26 protein-coding genes and 1 riboswitch are annotated in these 25,219 nt (G+C 69.6%); of the genes, 11 read left to right on the forward strand and 15 right to left on the reverse strand.

Features of this window, described 5'->3' with window-relative positions; genetic code table 11:
* Nucleotides 1-18: 18 nt before the first annotated feature.
* From SLNSH_RS02410 to SLNSH_RS02425, 4 genes are all read left to right on the forward strand, one after another.
* Nucleotides 19-645, forward strand: coding sequence for a response regulator transcription factor (locus tag SLNSH_RS02410; protein ID WP_245421983.1), 627 nt, complete (start codon nt 19-21; stop codon nt 643-645).
* Nucleotides 646-863: 218 nt separating this feature from the next.
* Nucleotides 864-1,202, forward strand: coding sequence for a response regulator (locus SLNSH_RS02415; RefSeq protein ID WP_210202467.1), 339 nt, complete (start codon nt 864-866; stop codon nt 1,200-1,202).
* A gap of 171 nt (nt 1,203-1,373) precedes the next feature.
* Nucleotides 1,374-2,108, forward strand: a complete 735-nt coding sequence (locus tag SLNSH_RS02420; RefSeq protein WP_106335054.1) for a Crp/Fnr family transcriptional regulator — start codon at nt 1,374-1,376, stop codon at nt 2,106-2,108.
* A gap of 317 nt (nt 2,109-2,425) precedes the next feature.
* A complete protein-coding gene (locus SLNSH_RS02425; protein WP_106335055.1) occupies nt 2,426-3,544 on the forward strand; it encodes an AbrB family transcriptional regulator in 1,119 nt (372 codons plus the stop codon).
* On the opposite strand, the gene SLNSH_RS02430 is transcribed toward SLNSH_RS02425, so the two are convergent.
* Nucleotides 3,534-4,985 carry a methyl-accepting chemotaxis protein gene (locus SLNSH_RS02430; protein ID WP_106335056.1) on the reverse strand — a complete coding sequence of 484 codons (1,452 nt, stop codon included), beginning with the start codon at nt 4,983-4,985 and terminating at the stop codon, nt 3,534-3,536. The genes SLNSH_RS02425 and SLNSH_RS02430 overlap by 11 nt on opposite strands.
* A gap of 169 nt (nt 4,986-5,154) precedes the next feature.
* Between SLNSH_RS02430 and SLNSH_RS02435 the strand changes: the two genes are divergently transcribed.
* Complete coding sequence (locus SLNSH_RS02435; protein ID WP_106335057.1) at nt 5,155-5,418, forward strand: hypothetical protein; 264 nt, start codon at nt 5,155-5,157, stop codon at nt 5,416-5,418.
* A gap of 166 nt (nt 5,419-5,584) precedes the next feature.
* Nucleotides 5,585-7,789, forward strand: a complete 2,205-nt coding sequence (locus SLNSH_RS02440) for a cation:proton antiporter domain-containing protein (RefSeq protein WP_245421985.1) — start codon at nt 5,585-5,587, stop codon at nt 7,787-7,789.
* Between the two features lie 146 nt (nt 7,790-7,935).
* Here the strand turns inward: SLNSH_RS02440 and SLNSH_RS02445 are convergent, their stop codons facing one another.
* Entirely contained in the window at nt 7,936-8,298 is a 363-nt protein-coding gene (locus SLNSH_RS02445) for a hypothetical protein (protein WP_146140167.1), read from the reverse strand.
* Nucleotides 8,299-8,510: 212 nt separating this feature from the next.
* Here SLNSH_RS02445 and SLNSH_RS02450 point away from each other — a divergent pair, with 212 nt between their 5' ends.
* Together SLNSH_RS02450 and SLNSH_RS24805 are read left to right on the forward strand one after the other, a co-directional pair.
* Nucleotides 8,511-8,978, forward strand: coding sequence for a Ros/MucR family transcriptional regulator (locus tag SLNSH_RS02450; RefSeq protein ID WP_106335059.1), 468 nt, complete (start codon nt 8,511-8,513; stop codon nt 8,976-8,978).
* Between the two features lie 102 nt (nt 8,979-9,080).
* Nucleotides 9,081-9,239 (forward strand): hypothetical protein, encoded by a 159-nt coding sequence (locus tag SLNSH_RS24805; RefSeq protein ID WP_158266645.1) that lies wholly within the window; start codon nt 9,081-9,083, stop codon nt 9,237-9,239.
* A 66-nt stretch (nt 9,240-9,305) separates the two neighbouring features.
* Here SLNSH_RS24805 and SLNSH_RS02455 read toward each other — a convergent pair whose 3' ends face one another.
* Nucleotides 9,306-9,650 carry a hypothetical protein gene (locus tag SLNSH_RS02455; RefSeq protein ID WP_106335060.1) on the reverse strand — a complete coding sequence of 115 codons (345 nt, stop codon included), beginning with the start codon at nt 9,648-9,650 and terminating at the stop codon, nt 9,306-9,308.
* A gap of 155 nt (nt 9,651-9,805) precedes the next feature.
* Here SLNSH_RS02455 and SLNSH_RS02460 point away from each other — a divergent pair, with 155 nt between their 5' ends.
* Nucleotides 9,806-10,219 carry a DUF2177 family protein gene (locus SLNSH_RS02460; protein ID WP_106335061.1) on the forward strand — a complete coding sequence of 138 codons (414 nt, stop codon included), beginning with the start codon at nt 9,806-9,808 and terminating at the stop codon, nt 10,217-10,219.
* Nucleotides 10,220-10,222: 3 nt separating this feature from the next.
* On the opposite strand, the gene SLNSH_RS02465 is transcribed toward SLNSH_RS02460, so the two are convergent.
* The 5 genes from SLNSH_RS02465 to cbiE all read right to left on the reverse strand — a co-directional run bounded on the left by SLNSH_RS02465 (nt 10,223) and on the right by cbiE (nt 14,928).
* Entirely contained in the window at nt 10,223-11,257 is a 1,035-nt protein-coding gene (locus tag SLNSH_RS02465) for a Gfo/Idh/MocA family protein (protein WP_106335062.1), read from the reverse strand.
* On the reverse strand, nt 11,257-12,222 hold the full coding sequence (locus tag SLNSH_RS02470) for an MDR/zinc-dependent alcohol dehydrogenase-like family protein (RefSeq protein WP_245421987.1): 966 nt from the start codon (nt 12,220-12,222) through the stop codon (nt 11,257-11,259). Before SLNSH_RS02470 ends, SLNSH_RS02465 begins: the two co-directional genes overlap by 1 nt.
* A gap of 305 nt (nt 12,223-12,527) precedes the next feature.
* Complete coding sequence (gene cobM / locus SLNSH_RS02475; RefSeq protein ID WP_106335063.1) at nt 12,528-13,304, reverse strand: precorrin-4 C(11)-methyltransferase; 777 nt, start codon at nt 13,302-13,304, stop codon at nt 12,528-12,530.
* Nucleotides 13,301-13,711: a cobalamin biosynthesis protein gene (locus SLNSH_RS02480; RefSeq protein ID WP_245421989.1), complete on the reverse strand. Its 411-nt coding sequence runs from the start codon at nt 13,709-13,711 to the stop codon at nt 13,301-13,303. The genes cobM and SLNSH_RS02480 overlap by 4 nt, the downstream gene beginning before the upstream one ends.
* Complete coding sequence (gene cbiE / locus SLNSH_RS02485) at nt 13,708-14,928, reverse strand: precorrin-6y C5,15-methyltransferase (decarboxylating) subunit CbiE (RefSeq protein ID WP_106335064.1); 1,221 nt, start codon at nt 14,926-14,928, stop codon at nt 13,708-13,710. Before cbiE ends, SLNSH_RS02480 begins: the two co-directional genes overlap by 4 nt.
* Before the next feature lie 128 nt (nt 14,929-15,056).
* Here cbiE and SLNSH_RS02490 point away from each other — a divergent pair, with 128 nt between their 5' ends.
* Complete coding sequence (locus SLNSH_RS02490) at nt 15,057-15,803, forward strand: cobalt-precorrin-6A reductase (protein ID WP_106335065.1); 747 nt, start codon at nt 15,057-15,059, stop codon at nt 15,801-15,803.
* Here SLNSH_RS02490 and cobJ read toward each other — a convergent pair.
* The 7 genes from cobJ to SLNSH_RS02525 are packed head-to-tail and all read right to left on the reverse strand — an operon-like array spanning nt 15,785 to nt 24,159.
* Nucleotides 15,785-16,552, reverse strand: coding sequence for a precorrin-3B C(17)-methyltransferase (cobJ, locus tag SLNSH_RS02495; RefSeq protein ID WP_106335066.1), 768 nt, complete (start codon nt 16,550-16,552; stop codon nt 15,785-15,787). The genes SLNSH_RS02490 and cobJ overlap by 19 nt on opposite strands.
* The gene (locus tag SLNSH_RS02500) at nt 16,549-17,274 is read right to left on the reverse strand and encodes a precorrin-2 C(20)-methyltransferase (protein ID WP_106335067.1); all 726 of its coding nucleotides are present in this window, start codon (nt 17,272-17,274) and stop codon (nt 16,549-16,551) included. Before SLNSH_RS02500 ends, cobJ begins: the two co-directional genes overlap by 4 nt.
* A gap of 2 nt (nt 17,275-17,276) precedes the next feature.
* Nucleotides 17,277-17,909 carry a precorrin-8X methylmutase gene (locus SLNSH_RS02505; RefSeq protein WP_106335068.1) on the reverse strand — a complete coding sequence of 211 codons (633 nt, stop codon included), beginning with the start codon at nt 17,907-17,909 and terminating at the stop codon, nt 17,277-17,279.
* Nucleotides 17,906-19,204 (reverse strand): precorrin-3B synthase, encoded by a 1,299-nt coding sequence (cobG, locus tag SLNSH_RS02510; RefSeq protein WP_106335069.1) that lies wholly within the window; start codon nt 19,202-19,204, stop codon nt 17,906-17,908. The genes SLNSH_RS02505 and cobG overlap by 4 nt, the downstream gene beginning before the upstream one ends.
* Nucleotides 19,201-22,710: a cobaltochelatase subunit CobN gene (gene cobN, locus SLNSH_RS02515; RefSeq protein WP_106335070.1), complete on the reverse strand. Its 3,510-nt coding sequence runs from the start codon at nt 22,708-22,710 to the stop codon at nt 19,201-19,203. The genes cobG and cobN overlap by 4 nt, the downstream gene beginning before the upstream one ends.
* A 4-nt stretch (nt 22,711-22,714) precedes the next feature.
* Nucleotides 22,715-23,749, reverse strand: coding sequence for a cobalamin biosynthesis protein CobW (cobW, locus tag SLNSH_RS02520; RefSeq protein ID WP_106335071.1), 1,035 nt, complete (start codon nt 23,747-23,749; stop codon nt 22,715-22,717).
* The gene (locus SLNSH_RS02525; protein ID WP_106335072.1) at nt 23,746-24,159 is read right to left on the reverse strand and encodes a DUF1636 family protein; all 414 of its coding nucleotides are present in this window, start codon (nt 24,157-24,159) and stop codon (nt 23,746-23,748) included. Before SLNSH_RS02525 ends, cobW begins: the two co-directional genes overlap by 4 nt.
* Nucleotides 24,160-24,270: 111 nt before the next feature.
* Nucleotides 24,271-24,471: riboswitch (cobalamin riboswitch) on the reverse strand.
* A 116-nt stretch (nt 24,472-24,587) separates the two neighbouring features.
* Between SLNSH_RS02525 and cobO the strand changes: the two genes are divergently transcribed.
* The gene (gene cobO, locus SLNSH_RS02530; protein ID WP_106335073.1) at nt 24,588-25,208 is read left to right on the forward strand and encodes a cob(I)yrinic acid a,c-diamide adenosyltransferase; all 621 of its coding nucleotides are present in this window, start codon (nt 24,588-24,590) and stop codon (nt 25,206-25,208) included.
* The last annotated feature ends 11 nt before the right edge of the window (nt 25,209-25,219 follow it).

Consider the following 25,219-nt stretch of genomic DNA (forward strand, 5'->3'; position numbering starts at 1 on the left):
GGGGCGAACGGCGAAGAGATGAGCACGGCGGATCGCATGGAGCAGGAGGTGTTCATCGTCGACGACGATGGTGCGGTGCGCGACGCGCTTCGCCTGGTCTTCGAGATGGATGGATATCACGTGACGGCTTTTCCGGACGGGGGCTCCTTCCTGTCCGCTGCGCGGACGCGCACGCCGAGCGTGGTCATCCTGGATGTGCACATGCCCGGGCGATCCGGGCTCGAGGTGCTGCAGGAGCTGGGGCCGCACTACGGCGCCCCTGTCTTCATGATCTCCGGGCAGGGTGACATCCCGATGGCCGTTGAAGCCATCCGGCACGGCGCTCATGATTTCATCGAGAAACCGTTCGACGCCGAGACGGTGCTGGCGCGCGTTCGCGAGGCCATCGAGGCCCGGGCGCAGAAGGGCGCCAAGTCGGGAGACCTGATCCTGGCCTCGTTCAATGGAGAGGATCAGTTGACCCCGCGCGAGCGGGAGGTCCTGGAGCGCATCGCCATGGGCGCGTCCAACAAGGAGGCGGGCCGCCAGCTTGGGATAAGCCCGCGCACGATCGAAGTTCACAGGGCCCGCATCATGGAAAAACTTGGCGCCCGCAATACCGCTGATCTGGTACGCATCGTGTATTCGGACGTGCGTCGAAACTAGCCATTCCAATACCGCCCCCCGCGAAAACAAAGCTTCAGCTTAGCAACTTCTGATATGCACGGTTTGGCGCCGGGCGCCGCTTTTCTCGGCTCCTCCGCACTCATACGGATGTTCGCGAGCTTCATTGGCGCCAAACTGCAGAAAAGCAACGCGCGCCCCCGGCTCGCTGTGCATTCGCATAATGAGCACGCCCTGAGCCGAAAGCTGGCGGTCAATCCGTGACGATCCACATTCTCGAAGACGATCCGGGCGTGAGCGATTCCCTGCTCACGTTTCTCAAGGGGCTCGGCTATGAAGCCTGCACCTATCCCGACGCTGAAAGCTTCCTCGAGTCCGCCCCTCCCAGCCCCGAGGACACGATCATCGTGGACCTGCTGCTGCCCGGCATCAGCGGGGCGCGGGTGATCGAGTGGCTCCAGACCATGAAGACGCCGCCGCGTGTCATCGCGATCACGGGGCAGCCCCAGGCTGCGATCGAGAAGCAGATCCATGGTCTTCGCAATATCCAGGTGCTGCGCAAGCCGCTGAGCGCCGAAACGATCGCGTCCATGATGTGAGCCCTTTTGGGCTCCTCGGTAGGACTTTCGGCTGTCCGTAGCAGTGCTTACGGCGATCCACCGATGCGCGGCGCCCGTCCGCTGGTATTCTCCATTTTACCCAAGTGAATTCCCCCAGCGGCGCCGCAAGGGCGCCTTCCCTGGCGCCGCTCACCCCCGAAGAGGCTCGCCATGTCCCTCGATCCCCGCTTTTCCGACGAGATGCGCGACCGTCTGCCGCCTAAGCACGACGCACGCTGGACGCTTGGCATTTCGCGTCGCGAATCCATGGACGAGCCGGTCGAGAAGGCGACCCGCCATCTCGACCTCGCAGCGCGCGAATGTGTGCTGGACGAGGGGGACGAGGCCCGTTCGCTGTACGTGATTCTCGAGGGCGCCGTGATGCTCTCGAAGCTCCTGCCAGATGGACGGCGGCAGATCATCGAATTGCTCGGCCCGGGCGACATTTTCGGCCTGAGCACGAACCGCCTCTCGGACGTCACCGCCGAAACGGTGCTTCCGGCCCGAATCGTGGTCTACGACCGTCACACCGCCGAAAGCTCAGCCGCGCTGCAGCGGCTGGTGTCCGAGCGCATGAAGGCCCAGATCTGCGCCCTGCACGACCACGCCGTGCTTCTTGGTCGCAAGACCGCCGTTGAGCGCGTCGCCACCTTCCTGATGCGCCTCGTGCCGAACCGCGGAGGCGCCGGCTGCGCCGGCCCGCTCTCGGAACGCCGTCCCGACCAGGCCAATGTGCGCGTGCCCCTCACGCGCCAGGAAATCGCCGATTACCTCGGCCTGACGCTCGAAACCGTCAGCCGCGCGTTCTCCCAGCTGAAGCGCGAGGGCTTCCTGGTCTATGGCCGACACGACGAGGTGACCATCGCCAACGTCTGCCGGCTCTGCAAGTGCACCGGCTCCCACTGACCGCCCCTCGAATCGAAGTCTGACGCCTCCGGCTTGCCGGAGGCGTTCGCTTTTGTGTCTGTTCCGTCGATTGCGGGCTCTTGAAACGGAAGCGCCCGACACGGCTCCCCCGAGACCGTGCCGGGCGCCCCGGCCCACGGCGTTGTCGCCATGGAGACCGTGAACCGGGAGCTGAGCCGTACCGCGGAGACCCCCGCCACCGGCGGTTCGGCTCTGGTCAGCTCCCGCTGATCACGGTTCGATATTTGACGCGAAGGCTCCGGACCGTCATTGATCGAGGTCAACGCCTGTCCATCCTTTCCCCTTTCGCCATATCCATGCGTCGCAGAACTCCCCCGATCCTGCCCGCGCTGATCGGACAACTTGGCCTGATCGCCGCCGCCTTCGCGGGCGGCTCTGTGGCGGCGTGGGCAGGCGTCCCCGCGCCTTGGCTCACGGGCGCCATGGTGAGCGTGGCGGTGCTGTCCGCGATTGGCGTCGCGCCGCCGATGGCGGCTCCGTTGCGCGAGTTCGCGCTGATCGTGTCGGGCATGAGCATGGGAGCCGCCGTAACGCCCGAATCGCTCGGAGCCTTCGCGGCCTATCCGGCGAGCCTTCTCATCCTGGGCGTCAACGTCCTGATGGTGACGGCGGCCTCGGCCCTGGTTCTCCTCGTGGCGGGCTGGAGCTTTCGGGATGCGGTGCTGGCGTCATCCCCCGGGGCGCTCTCGACCATTCTGGTGATCGCCGCTGACCGCGGGGCCGATGTCGCCCGCATCGTCGTCGTGCAACTGGTGCGCCTGTTCGTGCTGGTGGCGATCCTTCCCATGGTGATCGTCGCGGCCGAGCATGGGGGAGCGGGCGCCGCCGTGGTGCGGCCCCCCGTCGGCCCCGGGGAACTGGCCGCCTTTTTCGCCGTCTCGCTGGTCGGGGCGCTGGTCTTCGAACGATTCAACGTAGCCGGCGCCTTCATCCTCGGGCCCATGGTGGCGACGGGCGTGCTCACGGGCCCTGGCGTCGTCCATGCCGGCGTGCCCGCGACCTTGTCGCTGGTCGGATTCACGCTGATCGGCGTGTTCATCGGCCAGCGCTTCCGCGGGCTGGAAGGGATGACCGTGCTGCGCACCGCGCCGGCCGCCATCTTGTCCTTCGGCGCATCCCTGGCGGTGTCCGCCCTCGGCGCGTTCGCGGTCACATGGACGGTGGGGGTGCCTTTCGGCGAGACCGCCGTGGCGTTCGCGCCCGGAGGGCTGGAGGCCATGACGGTGCTGGCCTTCGCGCTCGGGCTCGACCCCGTCTATGTCGGGGTGCACCACCTGGCTCGCTTCCTGATGGTCGGCTTCCTGATTCCCGCTGGTTTCCGCTGGTGGGGCCCGCTGCGCGACGCCAAGCCAGCCGCGGAGGAGACGCCCGCGCCCGAACGGGCGCTGGAGGTCCCGACCCGGTCTAGACCTTGACCCCGATCCGGAAGCCGCCCCAATGACGGCCCTTCACCCGGATAGGGGCTGAGACGTCCTTCATCAGGGCGAACTGTCCGCCACCCATGTCCCGGCGGTAGGTCTGGACAAGGAAGCGTTGGGTGTTGCGCCCGGCCGAAAGGCCGGTCCTGTCGTCGAAGATGCGCCTGTTCCGGCAATTCGCGGCGTTCCAGACGGGGTCTGGGCTGAGCGGCTTGGAGTACATGCGGTTGTGCGTCGGCAGATAGCCGTTCCGGTCCACCGCGGCGCAGAACACGATTCGGGGGTCGAGGCTGAGGAGCGGTTCCTGCACGGGCGGAAGCAGCCGGTCGGTCAGGGTTGTGAACCGGGTGAGGTGCTGCTGCGGGTCGGAGCCCGGAACGGGCCGATAATCCTCGTCGAACAGGTCGTGGAGGCCGATGGCGCCCTCGTCCACCGCCTTCTCCAGCAGCCGCGAGATCTCGGCTGCGGCCTCCTGGGCCGCCCGGATGAGCTTGCCGTCCTTGGCCTGCACCGCGGACCCGGCGATGAAGGCGACCAGTTCCTGGCTCGTGCGCACGAGCGAGTCGATGCGCTGCGCCGCTTCCCGGTAGCTGCTCCGCGACTCGTCGAGTTCGTCGACCAGCGTGTCCAGATGATCCGTGACGGCGCCGCAGACGCGGATGTTCTCTGCGACTGGCGTCGAAATCCCCTCGATGTCGGCGACGAGGCGGTGCACGCTCTGTCCGAACTCGTCGAAGGCGGCGAGGCGCTGCGCGACGGATGCATTGTCCGCGGTCGCCGCCCGGGCCTTGGCCTCGCTGTCTTGGCTCTGCCGGCAGAGTTTCTCGATCGTTTCCGCCAGGGCCGCGAGCTGGCGGGCGTTTTCAGCCGTCGCGGCCCGGGTCTGCTCCGCCAGATCCTTGACGGCGTTCGCGATCACCGCGAACCCGCGCCCGGCGGCGCCGCTTCGTGCGGCCTCCACGCCGGCGTTGATGGCGATGAGCTGGATTTCCCGCGCCACCGAATTGATCGCCGCGCTCGACTCCGACACCCGCTGCACGGTCGCGGTGGCCTCCTGGAGGATGGCCGAAAACTGCGTGGCTGCCTCGGACAGCGTGGCGACGTTCTCGTGGGCGCTGGCGAGGCCTTCCCGGATGGCGCCCGTCGCGCTCGCCAGCCCTTCCTTCACCGCGACGGCGGAGCCTTGGGCCCGTTCGGCGCAGGCCGCGATGGATTGGTTCGACCGGATCATCTGTTCGGCGGCCACGGCCACATCGTGAATACGAGCCGCCTTGGAGAAGACGCCCCTGACGACGTCATTCACGTCGCCGGCGATGTCGACGATCTCGCCGAGCTGGTCGATGCGGTCCGAGATGCCCTGGATGAACGCCTCGGCTTTGTTGGCGTCTAGCCCATTGGTGGAATGAGCGTCAGCCAGGCGGAGGGCAGGTGTGCTCACGTCTGTTATCTCCGGTCGGGGATACAGGCGAGTTTCCTCAATCGTGCTTAACAAAGGTTTGCTGTTAACTCATCTGGTCGCGAATTGCTGATGGGCTCCAGCAACAAGGGAACATTATGCGAAGCATGAGGCTTGCAGTACGATGCGCATCTGAATCAGGGAGGGCTGAATGAAGAGCTTCATCGTGCTGGGCGCTGCGGCTGTTCTGGTGAGCGCTTGCGCGGCTCCGCCGATTGTCAGCGAGCCGCTCATCGCACTGAATGGCGAGTTCCGCGGGCCGGTGGTCGCGGATCGGGGCGTGCCGATCTCCGCCCGCTATGAAGGCTATTGTGAACATCGCCCGCGCCGCTGGGATCACGGCTGGTACAGGGCCTATACGCCTGCGCCCTGCGTGACCGTGGTGCGCCACGCCACCGTGCGCGCGCTCTACTGATCTTCACGGCCCAGACGAGGGCGGATCTTTCCAACGGCTCCGCCGTTCTCGTGACGTCTTCGTCTGAGGGCGCCGCGTGCAGCCGTTTTCGCTTTCCAGCCGTCCTGTCCTTCATCTTCGCCACCTTGTGATCCTCCTCCTCGCGGCAGCGGGGCTGAGGCTGGTCTTGCCGTCGCTCGCTCATGCGGCCGGTCCTGCAGGAGCCTCCGGGCCATCCGAGGCTCTGTTCATCTCGCAGGTGTTGGTCCTCATTGTGGTGGGGCGCCTGCTGGGCGAGGCCATGCAGCGGGTTGGGCAGCCCGCCGTGATGGGCCAGCTCATTGGCGGAATCCTGCTCGGTCCTTCGGTCTTCGGCGCGCTCGCCCCCGATTGGCAGCACGCGCTCTTTCCGCCGGTGAAAGAGCAGAAGGCCATGATCGACGCCGTTTCCCAGCTCGGCATCATGCTGCTGCTTCTGCTCACCGGCATGGAGACCGATCTCGGCCTCGTCCGGAAGGTGAAGCGCGCCGCCTTCAGCGTGTCGGTCGCCGGCGTCGCTGTGCCCTTCGCCTGCGGCTTCGCCCTGGGCGAGACGCTGCCGGACGCCATGCTGCCGCGCCCTGAGCTGCGCCTGATCACGTCTCTGTTCCTGGGCACTGCGCTCTCGATCTCGTCGGTGAAGATCGTCGCCATGGTTGTCCGGGAGATGAACTTCCTGCGCCGGAATATCGGCCAGGTCATCGTCGCCTCGGCCATCATCGACGACACGATCGGCTGGATCATCATCGCGCTGACCTTCGGCATCGCGCTGCATGGGCAATTCGAGCTCGTCTCATTGGCGAAGAGCCTCGCCGGAACGTTCGTGTTTCTGGCCGTGAGCCTCACGATCGGCCGCCGCCTCGTGTTCCTGGCCATTCGATGGGCCAACGACACCTTCGTCAGCGACATGCCGGTGATCTCGGTGATCCTGGTCATCACGGGCGTGATGGCGCTGATCACGAACGCCATCGGGGTGCATACCGTGCTCGGCGCCTTCGTCGCCGGCGTCCTCGTCGGTCAGTCGCCCATCCTGACGCGCCACATCGAGGAGGAGCTCCGCGGCCTCATCGTGGCCCTGTTCATGCCCGTCTTCTTCGGCCTGGCGGGGCTCAGCGCCGATCTCACCATTCTCAAGAGTCCCAGCATCGCGATGCTGACCGCGGGCTTGGTGCTGATCGCCAGCATCGGCAAGTTCGGCGGCGCATTTGTCGGCGGGTGGTTCGGGGGCCTGTCTCGGGGCGAGTCGGTCGCCCTGGGGTGCGGCATGAATGCCCGGGGCTCCACGGAGGTGATCGTGGCCTCCATCGGGCTGTCCATGGGCGCTCTCAGCAACGACCTCTTCACCATGATCGTCGCCATGGCGGTCCTCACGACCATGGCCATGCCGCCCATGCTCCGATGGGCGCTCCGGCGCCTGCCGCTGACGCCGGAAGAGGCCGAGCGGATCGAGCGCGAGGCGTTCGAAGCCCAGGGGTTTGTCCCGCAGCTCGAGCGCTTGCTCGTGGCCGCCGACGAGAGCCCGAGCAGCAAGCTCGCGTCCCGCGTGGCGGGACTGCTCGCCGGTCCGCGGGGCCTCCCGGTCACGGTCGTGCGCGTCGACCCCGCAAGGGAACAGCGCGCCGTCGGGCCGGAAGCCGGCGTGGAGGACGCTGTGAAGAAGGCGGCTGCATCGGCCCAGGACGGGGCGGAACAGGACGCCGTCCTGCTTGACGTGGACGTCACCACGCGCACGCAGCCGGCTGTCGGCGCCGAAGCGGTCGCCGCCGAGGCCAAGAACGGCTATGACCTCTTGATCGAGGGCCTGGAGCCTGTGGTCAGCCGCAGAGGCGGCCTGCATCGCCGGGTCAGCGAGATCACGGCCGTCTTCAACGGCCCGGTGGCGCTGGTGAGCGCCCGGGGGACGCACCACGAGGAGCCGCTCCGAGGAGAGCTGAACATCCTGGTCGCCGTCACGGGCACCGAGGTGTCACGCCGCGGCGCGGAAGTCGCTCTTGCGTTGGCCCGTTCGCACCGTTGCCCGCTCACCGCGCTGTATGTGCCGGGCGCCCACAACAACCGCGCGCGACGACGCCGTTTCCGGGCGCTGCGCGGCCAGAACGAAGCCATCCTGAAGGACATCGTCCAGCTCGGCGACCGGTTTGGCGTGCAAGTGCATACGGCCGTGCGCGTCAACATGAGCGCCGAGGAGGCGATCCTGCGCCAGGCGCGCCTGGGCGGGCACACGCTCGTGGTGCTCGGCGTGAGCAAGCGGCCTGGCGATGTGGTGAGCTTCGGGCACGTCGCGGGCGTGCTGCTGGAGGAGATTGACCGTTCGCTCCTGCTCGTGGCGAGCGGAGCCCCGGCGACGCCGTGAAGGCCGGCAGCCAAGGAAAAGGCCCTTGCAGACGATCAGGTCTGCAAGGGCCTCTGCGCATCTTGGAGGGGGCATTCCGATGATGCGACGATAAAACGCCGCATAGGCGCGCCGGTTCCGTCCTTTGACGAAAAAATTTTCAGCGGTCACTCACAGAGCGTGAGCACCCGGTCGGTGACCGTCAGGACTTTCCCGTCCTCGAAGTCGATCCCGTCGATCACGCACTCCTCCCGCCTCTGGTTGATGAGCCGGATCTTGTGTTTGCCGTCCGAGACCCACCGCAACAGTCGATCCTCGCCGAACCGGATGGGGCGGCCTTCCAGTTGCCCGGGGCCCCAGTCGCGACCATGGGAAACCTGGATTTCGGCGATCGGTTCGCGAGTCTTGTTGATCACGCGCAGCTGGCCGGCCTGAGCCGCCACGGGCGCGCCCAAGCTGACGGCGATTGCCAGGAGGACTGTTGTTCTCACGTCTTGGTGCTTTCCTGGACCTTTGATGGCGATGCTCATGCTTGAAACGCCAAGAAAATGGCGGACCGGTGACGGCGCTTCTGCGACGGAATCGCTCACGCTGACGGGCCTTGCCTTACGAAAAAGCAATACAACCGTCAGCTGCAAGTCTTAAGGCAATACGGTCCACGCCTGATTTTGTTGCAGTGGCCTCTTTTCATATAAATCAAATAGAGCTACGTTGATCAGACGGAGAATAAACGGAGCACACCGTGTCCGAGCACAGCACCGCAGTGATAGATCTGGTCGCGGACATCGTGTCCGCATACGTCGCCAACAACAAGCTGACCCGTGACGAACTCACGACGCTGATCGGTAGCGTGCATAACGCTCTGGCTTCGGTCTCCGGAGCGCCGGTTGAAGAGCCTGTGGAAGAGTTGCGTCCCGCCGTTCCGATCAAGAAGTCTGTCACGCCGGACTATATTGTCTGCCTGGAAGACGGAAAGACCTTCAAGTCGTTGAAGCGTCATCTGTCCACCAAATATGGAATGACGCCGGCCGAATATCGCGCGCGCTGGGGCCTGCCCTCAGACTACCCCATGGTCGCGCCGAACTACGCCGCCTCTCGCTCCCAGTTGGCGAAGAGCATGGGGCTGGGGCAGGCTCGTCGCAAGCCGGCGCCCGCTCCCCAGCCGGCGCCCGCCAAGCGCGGCCGCAAGCCGAAGGCGGCGGCGGAATAAGGCTCGGCCCCGAGCTCAGCCTCGGGGATCGGCGCCAGGCCGGCCGGCTGGGAACAAGCGCCGTCGCTTCGCATTGGTCCAAGCCTTTGCTGGAGATCGACGATGACTTCACTGTACCCCGCCGCGCTCGCCGCATTCGCCGGGCCCCTGGTGACGATGACGCTGGTGCTGATCGTGGCCCGGGCCTGGGATCGTACGGCGCCTCAGGCCATCCCAGTGCGCGTGAGCCGCCGCAGGCCTAATGGCGGCGCTCCGCGCTGATGCGCGTCCGCAGCCTCCATCCTGAACATGCGGCTGAGGGTTCGGCGGTGAGCCGCCGACCCGGATTCATGGTCCTTTCGGCCTCGTCCATTGCCAGGAGGTCTGGCGCGTCGGCTTCTCCGCCGGCGGCGGCCGGCGTATGAGGCCGTTCTGCTTGGTCTCTGCCGGTTTCGCAGGCGCTGTATTAGCCTTGTTCGGGAACCGGCCCATCGCTCCCCGGCGCGCCTCCGCTTCCTCCTTTTTCTCCACCAGACCGTAGGGGAAGAGCCGCGCGTGCTCGTGGGCGGCCCGGAGCGGGACCTCCGCGTGCGCCTGCTTGGCCGCGGTGATCTGCTTCTGCCGCTCGGCCGTCTCGTCGACGTGCCGTACGATCCGCTTCAGGAAGCGGCTTCTCCAGTCCCGTTCCAGCATGGCGCGCCCTCCTGGGGCCCTCTCGGTCGAGGATCCTCCGCAAACCTCAATGTCGCGTTGCAGTCCTGCGAAAAAAGCGAACCTTCCGCCGCAAGGTGATCCAGCAGGCGGGTTGGCCCGCACATGGGCCGGTGGGTTCGAACACGGGGGCGAGCATGAAGCGCGCATTGGTGATGTACGTTTGCGCCTTCCTGGTCATGATTCCGCTGGACCTGGTGTGGCTCGGCGTGGTGGCCCGCCGCTTCTATGTCGAGCAGATCGGCGGACTGCTGCTGGAACGCCCGAACCTGCCGCCCGCGGTGGCGTTCTACGCCCTCTACGTTGTCGGGGTCGTGATCTTCGCCATGATGCCCGCCGCGCGCTCCGGGTCATGGATTGACGCGGCGCTCTACGGCGCGCTGTTCGGCTTCTTCGCCTACGCCACCTACGACCTCACCAACCTAGCCACCCTGAAGGGCTACTCGGCGGCCATGGCCGCCGTGGATATCGCCTGGGGTGTGCTGGTGACGGCCGTTACGGCTTCGCTCGGCTATCTGCTGGCCAGGATCTTCGTGGATCTGCCGGGCTGAGGCTCAGTACGCCGTCGCGCGGCCGTAGATCGCATCCAGCACGCGAGACACGTCCACCAGGCGCTCGGTCTGCGGGTCGAACCTCTCGCCGGCCGCGAGCCGGCGCGCCCAGTCCGCCGCGGCGCGGCCGCCCCACGCGTCAGGCGGCGAGGCGAGGCGCTCGCGTGATGTGCCGCGATACAGCTCGGCTTCGAAGTCATAGAAGGAGCCGTTCACGTTGCGCATCGCCGCGCCCGCGTCCCGCCCGTAGAACGCAGCGGAGATCATGGCGTCGCACCCGGCGTGGAGCCGCCACGAACAGGCCAGCTGCACGGCGGCGCCTGACGCCAGGGTCAGGGTGGCCAGCGCATAGTCCTCAACGGCGTCGGTTCGTCCCGCGAGTGGCTCCCCGCCGGCGAAGAGCGACGATGACACGCGCTCGATCTCCGGGAATCCGAGGGTCCAGAGCGCCAGGTCCACAAGGTGCACGCCAAGGTCCATGACGCATCCGCCGCCCGACTGCAGCGGGTCATAGAACCATGGCTTGTCCGGCCCGTAGGCGTTGTGAAAGACCAGATCCACGGCATGCACGCCGCCGAGGGTTCCGGCCTGGACCGCCTCCCGGATCTTGGTCATGCCCTCCGTGAAGCGGTAGGACAGGTCGACCGCGAGCAGCCGGTCCGCAGTCCGCGCCGCTTCCACGACGGCCCGCGCTTCCGCGGCTGTGCGGCCCAGCGGCTTCTGGCAGAACACCGCGACGCCGCGCTCCAGCGCCCGAATGGCCTGTTCCGCATGAAGCGCGCTGGGGGTCGCGATCACGACCCCATCCACGCCGGCGTCCAGGATCGCGTCCAGCGAATCGACTCGGGTCGCGCCAGGCGCCAGGCGGCATGCTTCGGCGGCCATGTCGTCCGACGCGTCGCAGACGGCGACAGCCTCGACCGCTCCGGTCGCCAGGATGGCCTCCATCCGGTTCCGCCCGATCCAGCCCACGCCCAGGAAGCCGACCCGCGGACGCGAAGACTGCGGCTGCTGCGCCGCGGCGGTGAAATCGCTCATCAGAATGTCACCAGGGCCTTGAGGAACCCGTCCGGCCGGTCGCGCGTGGCGTCAAGCGCCTCGCCAAGCCGCTCCAGGGGGAAACGGTGGGTGTAGAGCGACGAAGGGTCGAGCCGGCCGGACGCCACCGCGTCCACGGCCTCCCGGATACCCTGCATGTAAACCTTCGGATCGCGCTCGTGAGCATTGATCACATCGAGCCCGCGCCAGTTCCACAGCCACATGTTGACCTGCCGCGGCCCGTCCTGGTGGTAGCCGGCGACGATCATCCGGCCGCGTTCGCCCGTGAGTTCGCCCGCGAGGTCCAGCGGCCATTGCTTGCCCACCGCCTCGACCACGCGTTCGCAGAAGGCGCCGCCGGTCAGGTCCTTCACCTGCGCGATAATCCCGTTGTGGTCGTCCATGGCGATCGTCTCGGCGGCGCCCATGCGGCGCGCGAGATCGAGCGAGTAGCCCCGCCGGGAGATCCCGATCACCCGCGCTCCGGCCTGCGACGCCAGGCGCGTCAGGATCGCCCCGAGGAACCCGACCCCCACGATGGCGACAGTCTGCCCCGCCTGGATGTCGCTTCGGCGGAAGATGTTGAAGGCGCATCCCAGCGGTTCGCCCGGGAAGGGCTGCCCTGCCAGGGCGGCGGGCAGCTTCACCACGTTCGTGGCCTCTGCCACGTCGTATTCCGCGTAGCTCTTGTAGGACAGCGCCGCGACCCGGTCGCCGACCGCGAGCCCGTCCACGCCATCTCCGAGGGCGTCGACCACGCCCCAGCCCTCATGCCCGAGGTCGCCGGGGGCTGTCGGATACTGCATCCACGCCGGCCCGGCCCACGGCGTCAGGTTGGAGGCGCAGACGCCGCAGCCTTCCAGCCTGATCCGCACCTGCCCGGCGCCTGGCTCCGGGATCGGCGCCTCGATCACCCGCGCCCTGCCGGCGCCCTCCAGGATGGCGGCCCGCATGGTCCCGGCCATTACCGTACCTCCAGTGCGCGAGGGCAGGGGAGGGCGGCAGGGGCGTGGAAAGGCATGGAACGCTCGCGTTTCGAAAACACGAGCGCAAACGCCGCCGCGGCAGAAAAGGTTGCGCTTCAGCTAGGCGGAGGAGGTGTTCAATGGACGCTTGGCCACGCCGGGATCTGAGCCCAGCTAACCGCGTCATCCCCGGCGACCTGCGAAGCAGGTCGGGAAGGGGATTCAGGGGTTGGGGCCCCACGCCGCATCCAATCCGCGGCTTCGCCCCCCGGTCAAAGAACCCGGGATATGCCGGCGGAAGCTCGCTACTTGCTCGTCCCGCGCCACCCCGGCGTCCGAAACCGGCGCGCATAGTCCGCGTCATAAAGCGCGCTGTTGCGGAAGTCCTGGGATCCGAGCGACGGCCCGACAAGGATCAGGGCGGTGCGCTCCATGGGCGCCTTGGCGGCCTCCGCCTCGATGGTGGCGAGCGCGCCGCGCACGATGCGCTCGTCCGGCCACGACGCGCGGAACACGATCGCCACCGGACAGTCCGGCCCGTAATGCGGCGTGAGCTCTTCCACCACCTTGCCCAGCACGTGGATGGACAGGTGGATCGCCAACGTCGCGCCGGTCTGCGCGAAGGCCGTCAGCGTCTCTCGGGGCGGCATGGACGAAGCGCGGCCGGACGTGCGCGTCAGCACCAGTGATTGCGCCACTTCCGGCAGCGTCAGTTCGCGCCCCAAGGCCGCCGCCGCCGCCGCGAAGGACGGCACGCCGGGCGTAACGGTGTAGGGAATCCCGCGCTCCTGGAGCAGGCGGATCTGCTCTCCCATCGCGCTCCACACGGAGAGGTCCCCCGAATGGAGCCGCGCCACGTCCTTTCCGGCGGCGAACGCGCGCCCGTACTCCTCCGCGATGGTCTCCAGCGACATCGCCGCCGTGTCCACGATCCGCGCGCCCGGCGGGCAGTAGGCCAAGAGGTCCTTTGGCACGAGCGAGCCGGCGTAGAGGCAGACCGGGCAGCGGGCGATCAGGTCGCGTCCACGCACGGTGATGAGGTCGGCTGCGCCGGGCCCGGCGCCGATGAAGTGGACGGTCATGAGGTCTGTTCCGAAGGTTCTGCAGGCCCCGCCACGGCGCAACTGGCCCCGTCCGCGCTGATGCGCGGCACAAGCAGGCGTGCGCCGGGCCCGGCGCCGGCCAAGGCCGCTGTCTCCGCCACGGAGGGCACGCCAAACAGTTCGACCACGCGCTCCGATCGGGTCTGGGCCGATGGAGCGACGGCCTCCAGAGCCGCGCGCGGCAGGTAGACGAGCGGCAGCGAGAGGGCCGCCGCCGCCGCTGCGATGCCCGGCTCCGATTGTTTTTCGATGGTGGTGAACACCGCCATCATGCCCGCGCCGGCCAAGGCCGGATCGGCCAGCGCGCGGCGGATCAGTGCCACGATGGACGCCGCCGGGCAGCCCTTCCGGCAGCCGATGCCGATGGCCGTCATGGGCGCGCTCATGCCGCGCCGCCTTTCGTTACGGCCCATTGCACGACCGGCATGGCCGGCCGGAACCCATGGAACGGTCCGACCCGGTCGGCTCGTGCGATCTGGATCGAGGTCAGGTCCCCGCCCAGGGCGGCGTAGCGGCGCATCAGTTCGGCCTGGGTCTCGAGCGTCACCGCGTTGACGACCAGACGCCCGCCATCGGCCAAGGCCGACCAGGCTGCGTCCAGGACCGCCGGATCTGTCGCGCCGCCGCCGACGAAGACGGCGTCCGGCGCGGGCAGGCCCTCAAGCACGGCTGGGGCCTTGCCCTCCACGATCCGAAGCTCCGGGACCCCCAACGCCAGCGCGTTGCGGTGGATGCGCGCCGCCCGGTCGGGCCTCGTCTCCACGGCGATCGTCCGCAGCGAGGGATGCCGCAGCATCCATTCGATCCCCACGGATCCCGACCCGGCGCCCACGTCCCACAGCAGTTGCCCTCGGCGCGGGGCCAGGGCTGAGAGCGTCATGGCCCGGATGTCGCGCTTCGTAATCTGCCCATCGTTTTCGAACAGGGCGTCCGCGAGCCCTGCAGCCAGCGGCAGGACGAGTGCGCCCCGATCGGCCACGATCTCCAGCGCGACCACGTTCAGGGGATCGACCTCGGGCATGGCGAAATCGTCCGCGATGCTCGCGTTGATGCGTTCCCGGTCGCCCCCCATGGCTTCCAACACCACGAAGCGAGAACGCCCCATGCCTCGCTCCGCCAGGAACGACGCCAGTCGACCCGGGGTGGATCCATCCCAGGACAGCGCCAGAATGCGCGCGCCCGGCTGCAGGTGCGGGGTGATCCGCTCGAACGCGCGGCCGTGGAGGGACAGGAGCGCGCAATCCTGCAGGGCCCAGCCGAGCCGGGCCGCCGCGAGGCTGAAGGCGGAGGGCGCCGGAAGGCACTGCATCTCGTCCGCCGGCACATGGGGCGCGAGCGTCGCCCCCACGCCGTAGAAGAACGGGTCCCCGCTCGCCAGCACGCAGACGGGCCGCCCGCGCCATTCCAGAATCCTGGTAATGGCGTCCGTGAGCGGGGAAGGCCACGTCATTCGCTTGCCTCCCCCAAGCCCGTCCACCAGCGCCAGATGCCGCGCCCCGCCTACCACCAGTGCGGCGCGCTCCACGCAACGCCGCGCCGCGGGCGAGAGCCCGTCGACGCCGTCCTCGCCGATGCCGACGAGGGTGAGCCACGGCCCGGTCATGACGACCACCTCGTCATTGCGAGAGCAGCGAAGCAATCCAGACGGGTGGGGGCGTTGAACCGCTTCTTCGGAAGCCGCGCGGCGAAGGCCATTGCAAGTGGCCTCGCCTTCCTGCCAAGAAACCCGCCATGCGCGTACTCATCCTGGGTGGAACCACCGAAGCGACGGCGCTCGCCCGCCGGCTCGCGGGCCGGGCGGATATCGAAGCGGCCCTGTCCCTGGCGGGCCGAACCAGCGCGCCGGCCGAAAGCCCGCTTCCCACGCGGGTCGGCGGCTTCGGCGGCGTCGAGGGCCTCGCCGGCTACCTGCGATCCGAACGCATCGATGCCGTCGTGGACGCCACGCATCCATTCGCGGCCCAGATGTCGCGTCACGCCGTCGCGGCCTGCCGGGAGATGACGACGCCCCTTCTGGTCTACACGCGGCCCGAATGGCGTCCCGGCCCAGGCGACCGCTGGACGACCGTCCCCGACATGCCCGCCGCCGTGGAGGCCCTCGGCGTCGCGCCCCGGACGGTGTTCCTGACCGTCGGCCGGCTGTCCTTTCCGGAGTTCTTCGCCGCGCCCCAGCACCGCTACGTGGCGCGCAGCATCGACGCCCCGGACGGCCTCGACCGGCTGCCCCGCTGCGAACTCGTCCTGGCCCGCGGCCCCTTCGACGTGGAGGCCGAGGCTGCGCTGATGCAAAGCCACGGCGTCGACGTGCTGGTGACCAAAAACAGCGGCGGCGCCGCAACCGCGGCGAAGCTGGAAGCAGGCCGCCGGCTTGGCGTCGAGGTGGTCATGGTCGCCCGGCCAGCGCCGTCCGGCGCGCCGGTGGAGCACCATCTCGACGCCGTGCTGGCCTGGCTGGAGGCTCACCGCCCGGCTCCGTAAGTGCGCGGCGTGTAGAGCCACGGGCGTTCGTCGCCCGGGCGCTCCAGGAACCGCGTTTCGCTGGAGCCGACCAGCACCAGAGTGCTCATGTCCGCGAGCCCCGGATCCGCCTCGGCGAGCGTCGTGAGCACGATCCGTTCGTCCGGCCGCCCGACTGCCCGGGCGAACGCGACCGGCGTGGACCCGTTCTTCAGCGAGCGCAGCAACCCGAACGCCTCATGGATCTGCCCCGGCCGCGCCTTGGAGGCCGGGTTGTAGAACGCGATCACGAAGTCCCCGTCCGCCGCCGCCCGCAGCCGCCGCTCGATCACGGTCCACGGTTTCAGGTTGTCGGACAGAGAAATGGCGCAGAAATCGTGCCCCAGCGGCGCCCCGAGCCGCGCTGCCGCCGCCTGCATGGCGCTGACGCCCGGCAGCACGCGGATGTCGAGCTCCCGCCATCCCGTTGGGCCAGCTTCCATCGCCTCGAACACCGCGGCCGCCATGGCGAAGACGCCCGGGTCCCCGCCCGAAACGACCGCCACGCTCCGGCCAGCCTCGGCCAGCTCCAGCGCGCGCCGGGCGCGGTCCACTTCCACCCGATTGTCGCTCGCGTGCTTGGTGAGCCCCGCGCGCTCGGGGATGCGGTCGACATAGGGGCCATAGCCCACGACGTCGCTCGCCTCGGCCAACGCGGCGCTCGCCTCGGGCGTCATCCACTCGGCCGGACCGGGGCCAAGCCCCACGATGAACAGCCGCCCGCCGCTCACGGGCGACGCCCCTGGCCGGGCACGAGGATCATGGAGAAATACGGCGCCTCGTCGTCGCGCTTGTCGCGCAGGGGCAGCACCTTCTCCTCCGCCATGGACCCGCGCTCGACATAGATCGCGCGGTCAGTAAGTCCCGCCTCCGCCAGCGCCTCGCGCACCTTCGGAAAGTTGCGCCCGAGCTTCATGATCACGGCGGCGTCGGTGGCCGCCAGCTTCGCCGCGAGCTGGTCGCGGGGCAGGGTGCCCGGCAACACCGTGAGCACGTCGTCGCCCCAGGTGATGGGCGCGCCGGCCGCGGTCCAGCACCCGGACATCCCGGTCACGCCCGGCACGATGCTGACCCGGAATCTGTCCTTCAGCCGCACATAGAGGTGCATGAAGGAGCCATAGAAGAGCGGGTCGCCCTCGCACAGCAAAGCCACGTCGCGCCCGGCCTCGAGTTCGCGAGCAATCCGCTCCGCCGACTCGGCGTAGAACCCGGAGAGCGCCGCGTTGTACCGCGGGTCGGCGAAGGGGATCTCGACCGTCACCGGATAGGCCAGCGCCAGCTCTTCCCGCTCGGGCTTCAGCCAGGAATCCACGATCGTGCGCGCATGGCCACGCCGGCCCCTCTTGCAGAAATAGGCGATCACCGGCGCGGACTGCACGGCCTTCACGGCCTTCACCGTGAGCAGGTCCGGATCGCCCGGGCCGAGCCCGACGCCATGGAGTGTCCCGGCCATGCTCACTCCCGCTCGCCCGCGAGCGCGTTGACGGCGGCCGCCGCCATGGCGCTGCCGCCCTTGCGCCCGCGCACGACGATGAACGGCACGCACCCGTCCGCGATCAACGCCTCCTTTGACTCCGCCGCGCCCACGAAGCCGACCGGCATGCCGATGACGGCGGCGGGCCGGGGCGCGCCCGCGTCAAGCATCTCCAGCAAGCGAAACAGCGAGGTCGGGGCGTTGCCGATCGCCACCACCGCCCCGCCCATCCGCTCGCGCCACAACTCCATGGCGGCGGCCGAGCGCGTGTTGCCCAGCTGCGCGGCGAGCGCCGGCGTGCGTGGATCGTCGAGCGTGCAGATCACGTCGTTGTTGGCGGGAAGCCGCGCGCGCGTAACCCCGTTCGCCACCATCTTGGCGTCGCACAGGATGGGCGCGCCGGCCTTCAGCGCCGCCCTTGCTGCGATCGCCGCGCCCGGCGAGAAGGCGATGTCCGCCGCGGCCTCCACCATGCCGCAGGCATGGATGATGCGCACGGCCACGACCTCCTCCTCCGGAGTGAACCGCGCCAGGTCGGCCTCGGACCGGATGATGGCGAAGGACCGCCTGTAGATCTCCGCGCCCTCGCGGATATAGTCCATGCGGTCGCTCACCCCGTCCTCATCTCCTCGATCGCCGCCCTGGCCTCGTCCAGGCTCAGCCCCGAGCGCTGTGGCGTGTCTCCGGCGCGCCCACGCCGGACGAGGTCGTATAGCCCGTTCCGCGCGGTCAGCGCCACGTCGGACGGCTCCGGACGCGCGCAACCTTTGGCGCAGCCCGAAACATGCAGGGTCACGCCCTCCGCCGCGAGCCCCCGGGCGACCTCCGCCAACGCGGTCGCGTCGTCCCGGGTGCGCCGCGACGCGTTGGCGCAGTCGGGCGCACCCGGGCAGGCCGCCACGGCCAAGCGTGGGTCGGCAGGGTCGACGATGAACCGGGAGGAGGCGAAGGCTGCGAGGTCCGCCAACGCGGACAACGGCATGAGAATCGCCCGCCAGGGCGTCAGCCGTAGCTCGGCGATCCCGAAGCGCTCGGACCAGTCCGCCAAACGCTCGAGATCATCCGCCGACCAGCGGCCGAATGGCGCGCCAACGCCGAACACAGAACTGTCGGCTCCCAGCCGGATGGGCCCAAGCGGCTGCGAGGCCTTGCGCGAAGGGGGAGACCAAGAGCCGGCACCGGGCTCCATGCCGGCGAGGGCCCCGAACGGCGCCAGTCCCACCTGCGCCAGCATGGCCCCCATGCGGCGCGGCGCCTCGGGCCCGCGCTCAACGCGCAGCGCGATGAAAGTGGCGGCGATCCCCGCCGCGACCTCCACGACAGCATCGGGCGCGCACGCGCCGATCGTGTTCGCCGTCGCCTCGGACCCGCCAAGCCGCACAGCGAAGCGCGGGCCGGCATCCGTCCGGAAAGCCTCGAACCGGACGTCCACGCTGACGTCCCGCGGCGCGAAGCGCCCGCCGTCGTCGACGAGGTAGCCGAACTTGGCCGGGAGTTGATGCAACAAGGAATCTTCGGCCAGCCGTCGCTCAAGCGCCGCCGCGACCGGCCTCACGTCCAGGGCCTCGGCGGGGTCGAGGCCCGCCAGCGGGCTGGAAACGACGTTCCGCACGGCCTCGGCGGCAGGATCGGGGTCAAGCACCCCGAGCGCCTGCAGCTGTTCGAGCAGCGGCTCAAGCGTGGCGTCCGTCACGCCCCGAAGCTGCAGGTTCGCCTTGCCGCTGAGGTCGAGCGCGCCGTTGCCGAAGCGCCGGGCGCAGTCCGCGATGGCGCGCGCCAGCGCAGCCGGAACGATGCCGCCCGTCAGCCGCAGCCGCACGAGCATACCGTCGCCCGTCTGCATCGGCCGAAGCGCCCCGGGGCACCACCCCCTCCGCAGCCTCTCGGCCTCGCCCTTTGACGGGGTCATGCGGCTCCCCCGTGTTCCCCGCGCAGTTCGGCCAGGATGGCTGCGGTGGAGTTCCGCCGGGGGCGCCAATAGCCGCGTCGCTGCGCTTCGTCGAATTTGTCTGCGATGGCCCGCGCGGCGGCCGGGTTGGCCGCCAGGAGGAAGGCGCGCATCGCCTCGTCGCCGCAGGCGGCGTCGAACATCAGGTCGAATTGCCGGCTCTCGACCACCTCGGCCAGCGCCGCATGGGCGAAGAGGTTGTCCACCGTCTCGGCGATCTCGGCCGCGCCGCGCCAGCCGTGGCGCATCTGCCCTGCCAGCCAGCGCGGGTTGGCGGCCCGGGCCCGCAGCACGCGGGCGACCTCCTGGCGCAGGGTGCGCACTTTGGTGCGCTCCGGCGCCGTCGTGTCGGCGTGGTAGAGCGCCGGCCTCGCGCCCAAGCTGGTCGCGGCCGCCGCGAAGCCGCCCTCGTGCTCGGCGAAAGCGTCCGAATCGAGCACGTCCTGCTCGGCCATGTCCTGCACGTGCACGAAGGCGTCCGCGCTCGCGACCCGCTCGCCGAAGGCCTCCGCCGCCGCAGCGCCCTCGCTGTTGCGGCTATACGCGTGGCCGCTTGCGGCCAGATAGGCCGCGCCGAGCTCCGCCCTGTCCTGCCACTGACCCTCGGCCAGCTTTTGGCCGAGCCCCAGCCCGTAGGCGCCCGGCGCGGTCCCGAACACGCGGACCGGATCCGCCCGGGATGCGCGCCGGGAGGCAGCGAGCGGGTTCTCCTCGTCTTCCTCGTCCAGCTCCGAGACCGCCCGGACGGCGTCGTCGAACAACGCGATCTGGCCGGGGAACACGTCCCGGAACAGCCCGGAAATCCGCAGCGTCACGTCCACGCGCGGTCGGCCGAACACGGCGGTCGGCAGGATCTCGAAGCCGGACACGCGGGACGACGCGTGGTCCCACACGGGCTTCACCCCCAGGAGCGCCATGGCCTGCGCGATCTCGTCGCCTCCGGTGCGCATGGTGGCGCTGCCCCAAAGATCGAGCACGATGCGCTTCGGCCAGTCGCCATGGTCCTGCGCGTACCGCGTCACGATCTCCTCGGCCGTGCGCTTCCCTATGTTCCAGGCCGTGCGCGTCGGGATGGCGCGCGGGTCGACGCTGAACAGGTTGCGCCCCGTCGGCAGCACATCCGCGCGGCCTCGCGACGGCGCGCCGGCGGGGCCAGGCTCCACGAAGCGGCCGTCCAGGGCGCGCAACAGCGCGTCCATTTCGGCGGGCCCGCACGCCTGGACCACGTCGCTGGGCGCCTCGCCCCAGCGCTCCGGCGAGCGCCCGAAAACGTGCAACCCATCCCCGATGCGCGCCTCCTTGAGGTCGCACAGCCAGGCGTCGAGCTTCTGCAACTCCGCCTGCGGGTCGTCCGAGCCCCCGAGCCCTGCTTCAGCAGCGAGCCCCGTCTCAGCGGCCCGCTGCAGGACGGCGTCCGCCAGCATGCGTGCGCGGCGCGCGTCGAGGCCCTGCGCGTCTGCATATTCGTCGAGCAGCGCCTCCACCTCGGCCGCGGCTCCGTGCTGGCCGGCCTCCACCAGGGGAGGGGTGAGGTGCCCCACCGTCACGGCCGCGATGCGCCTCTTCGCTTGTGCGGCCTCGCCGGGGTTGTTGACGATGAAAGGATAGACGACGGGCACGGGCCCGAGCACGGCCTCCGGCGCGCATTCCGCCGAGAGCGCCACGGCCTTGCCGGGCAGCCACTCCAGCGTCCCATGCGTGCCGCAGTGGACCATGGCGTGGATTCGCTCGACATGGCGCAGCCACAGATAGAACGCGACATAGCCATGTCGGGGCGGCAGCGCCGGGTCGTGGTGGTCGGCCTTGCGGTCCCTGTCCAGCCCGCGCGCGGGCTGCAGGGCGACAAGAAGGTTTCCGCACCGCAAGACACGGAAACGAAATGTGCCGTCCCGGACTGAAGGATCAGCGTAGGGCGAGCCCCAGGCCCCTTCGATGCTGGCGCGCAGCGCGGAGGGGAGGCTGGCGAACAGGGCGGCGTAGTCGACGAGCGGGAGAACAGGTTCGTCGCCGTTTGAGCTTGATGCCCAGCAGCCCTCACCGCCAAGCGTCCGCATCAGATCCTGCGGGTCGGGCGACTCTCCAACGGCGTACCCCGCCCCGCGCAGCGCCTCCACGATGGCCGCCACGCTGGCCGGCGTATCCAGCCCCACCGCATAGCCCGCGCGTCCACCCTTGTGCGGGTAGTCCGACAACACGCAGGCGATCCGCCGCTCCGCCGCAGGCGTCCCGCGCAGCCGCGCCCAAGCCGCCGCAAGGTCCGCCACGGCCGCCACCCGCGACGGCTCCGGCCGATGCGCCACGGCGGCGAACTCCAGCGCTTCGCTGCGTTCGGTCTCGGCCTTGAACGAGACCGCGCCCGCGATGATGCGCCCGTCGAGCTCCGGCAGCACGACGTTCATGGCGAGGTCCGCGGCCCCCAGGCCCCGGCTCGACTCGCGCCAGGGCTCGAGTCGCGACCCGGCCAGGATGGCCTGCAGCACCGGCGCGTCCGCCCGGTCCAGCACGCCGCCGCCGGCGTCCGCTCGCCCCGAGAACGCCGTCGTGTTGAGGATGACGTCCGGCTTCTCGCGCGCGAGCAGGGCCGCCAGGCCCTCGGCAGCCGCCGGATCCTTGAGGCTGGACACATAGGCCGCCGTCACCGCGAACCCGCGCTTCGCCAGGGCGTCCGCCACCGCAGCGATCGGGGCCGTGTCGCCGGCCATCAGGACGGAACGGTAGAATGTGACGAGCGCGCGCGGAGGTCCCGCCTCCGTCATTGCGAGCGCAGCGAAGTAATCAAGGGGTGCGCGCCCTTCGCCCTGGATTGCTTCGTCGCTCCCTTGCTCGCAAGGACGGGGCGGAAGGCTGGCGTCTTTAGCCAGATCCTTCCAGCCACCCCGCGCTGCGCGGGCGAGGCCGGCCGCCGCCACGGGCTCGCGACAGAACTCCCGCGCAACCCCCATGGACGGCACCGGCGCCGGCTCTCGCCAGGCGAGGGCGCGCCCGGTGCGGGTCGATAGAAACGCCAGACAACTCGCCAGGTTGTCCGGCCCGCCCTCGTGGAACCAGCCCCAGAGGCGGCGCAGGTCGTCCGGAGGGAGGGTGGACGCAGCCTCGAGCCGTTCGTCGGGGCGGTAGTCTCCCGGCACGATCGCGAGCTGAAACCCATGCTGCCGCGCAGCGCGGCCGAGCTCCTCGACCCCATAGCGCCAGTAGTCCATGCCGCCCAGCAGGCGAACGAGCACGAAGCGCGCTTTCGCCGCGACCCCTGCGACGTAGAGGTCCACCGAATAGGGATGCTTCAACTGCGCCAGCGACGCGATGCGCAGGGTCGGATAGCGCTCGCGCCCTGCTTCCCAGGCGCGGGCGAGCGCCGTCATGTCGCTGTCCGTAAAGGACAGGAACACGAGCTCCGCCGGGGACTGCGCCAGGTCGACCGCGGCCTCGGCCTCGTCGAGCGTGCGTGTCTCGGTGCGGAGCAGGTGCATGGCGTCAGGCCGCCAGCGCCGCCTCGATGGCCGCCCGGTCGAGGCCTTTCTCGCCGATCACCACGAGGCGGCTGCGCCGCGGCTCGCCGGCGGCCCAGGGCCGGTCGAAGTGATGGCGGAAACGCGCGCCGACGCCCTGCACCAGCAGGCGCATCGGCTTGCCCGACACCTCCAGGAAGCCCTTCATGCGCAGCACGTCGTGGTCCTCGGCCACCTTGGCGAGCTTGCTGACCAGCGCGGCGGGGTCGGACACCGCCGGCATCTCCACCACGAAGCTGTCGAAGTCGTCGTGGTCGTGCTCCTCCTCGGCGTCATGGTGCGACGGGCGGTGGGCGAGATCGTCCTCGGCCGCCGCTCCAATGCCGAGCAGCACGTCTGCGTCCACCTTGCCCTCGCGGGTCGGGGCCACCTTCACGGAGCGCGGAATGGTCTTGCGGATGTCTTCGGCCACCCGGGCGAGCTCGCCCTCGTCCAGCAGGTCGGCCTTGTTGAGGATCACGAGGTCGGCGCAGAGCAGCTGGTCCTCGTAGACCTCTTCCAGCGGGTTGTCGTGGTCGACAGCCGCGTCCTCCTCGCGCTGGGCGAGCACCTCGTCGGGGTCGTCGGCGAAACGGCCCGCCGCCACGGCGGCGCCGTCCACCACGGCGATCACGCCGTCCACGGTGAGGCGCGAGCGGATGGGCGGCCAGTCGAAGGCCTTCACCAGCGGCTTGGGCAGGGCGAGCCCGGAGGTCTCCACGATGATGTGGTCCGGCCGCTTCTCGTGCGACAGCAGCGCCTCGATCGCAGGCACGAAGTCGTCCGCCACGGTGCAGCACAGGCAGCCGTTGGCGAGCTCGACGATGTTCTCCTCCGGGCAGCTCTCGATGCCGCAGGAGCGCAGGATCTCGCCGTCGACTCCGACGTCGCCGAACTCGTTCACGACGAGCGCCAGCCGGCGCCCGCCGGCGTTCTCCAGCACGTGCCGGATCAGCGTGGTTTTACCGGCGCCGAGGAAGCCGGTGACGATCGTGACGGGGACTTTCGCGAGCGCGTTCATTCGGCGGCCTCGGGCAGGGGGGATTCGGGAGATGCGGCCGCGGCCGCGAGCGGGGGCGAGCGCGAAATCACGCCCTTTTTCAGCATGTCGGGGCGCTGCCGCCACGGGATGAGGCCGTCCGGCGCCTCGCGGTAGAGCAGGGCGCCGTTGATCACGGTCTCGGCCCCGACCTCGGGCGGGAAGTCACCATACACGTAGGTCCACTTGCCCGGCGCGGCATAGCCCACCGTGACGGGCCGCTTGCACACGCTCAGGCATTCAACCGGCACGACGCGAACGGCGGCGCCGCGCTCCTCGGCCAGTTTGGCCACCTCGCGGTGGAGCCGCGCGCCGGCGCGCCCCTGCTCGGCCTCGAGCGGGTCGTCCGTCACCCGGCAGGTGACGCAGATATGGATGGTGGTGGGCTCCATGCTCCCGGCGCTCCCGCCTGTCGGCGTATCCTGTCCGGGCGCTGCGAAGACGGACGCCGCCTCCGCTGGTGCGGCCGAGGCCGCTGGCCGCTCCGGGGCGCCCCGCCCGCAGCGTCGTCTGGCGTGAAGGCAGGTCTCCTGGCTCGCGGATCGCCGCCCTGCGCCGCCTTCCCGGGCTTGCGCCCAGTGGCGTCGTGGCGCGGGGCTCACCGCTCACAGTTGCGGGGGCAGCCGCGGAATTGGGGGCGCGAGGCCCTCTCACCGCATTCCCTCTTCGCCCTCTCGCGAGGGACCGTCACGTGGTCAGTCTTAGGCGGGCCGGGGGAGGGGAGTCAATGAAGCGAAGGGCGAGCCCCGTGCCGCGCGGTCGCGCCTTGCCTCGACCCTCCGCCCCATGCTCTTGATGCGCTCCCGACCCCGGAGCGACCATGACCGAGCCCGCCGAGACCGAAGAGGCCCGCCGCCATCGCGAGAAGATGGCCAAGCGCAAGGCCGTGCAGGACGCCGAGGTAGCGTCCAAGACCGTCGCGTCCAAGGGCCTGCTGATGGTCCACACCGGGCCCGGCAAGGGCAAGTCCACGGCGGCCTTCGGGCTCATCATGCGCGCGCTCGGCTACGGATGGCCGGTCGGCGTCGTGCAGTTCATCAAGGGCGCGTGGGACACGGGCGAGCGCCATGCCCTGGAGCGCTTCCCCGACCTCGTGCGCTGGCACACCATGGGCGAGGGCTTCACCTGGGAGACCCAGGACAAGGCCCGCGACATCGCGGCCGCGCAGGCCGCATGGGCCAAGGCCAAGGAGCTGATGGCGGACCCCGCCATCCGCCTCCTGGTCCTGGACGAGCTCAACATCGCGCTGCGCTACGACTACCTGTCGCTGGAGGATGTGGTCGAGACCCTGAGGGCGCGTCGCCCGGACCTCCATGTCGTGGTCACCGGCCGCAACGCCAAGCCGGAGCTGATCGAGGCCGCTGACCTGGTCACCGAGATGACGTTGGTGAAGCACCACTTCAAGGCGGGCGTGAAGGCCCAGCAGGGCATCGAGTTTTGAGCGGCGCGCGC

Origin of the sequence: Alsobacter soli, from assembly GCF_003004785.1 — a bacterium.
In the GTDB taxonomy this organism is placed as follows: domain Bacteria; phylum Pseudomonadota; class Alphaproteobacteria; order Rhizobiales; family Beijerinckiaceae; genus Alsobacter; species Alsobacter soli.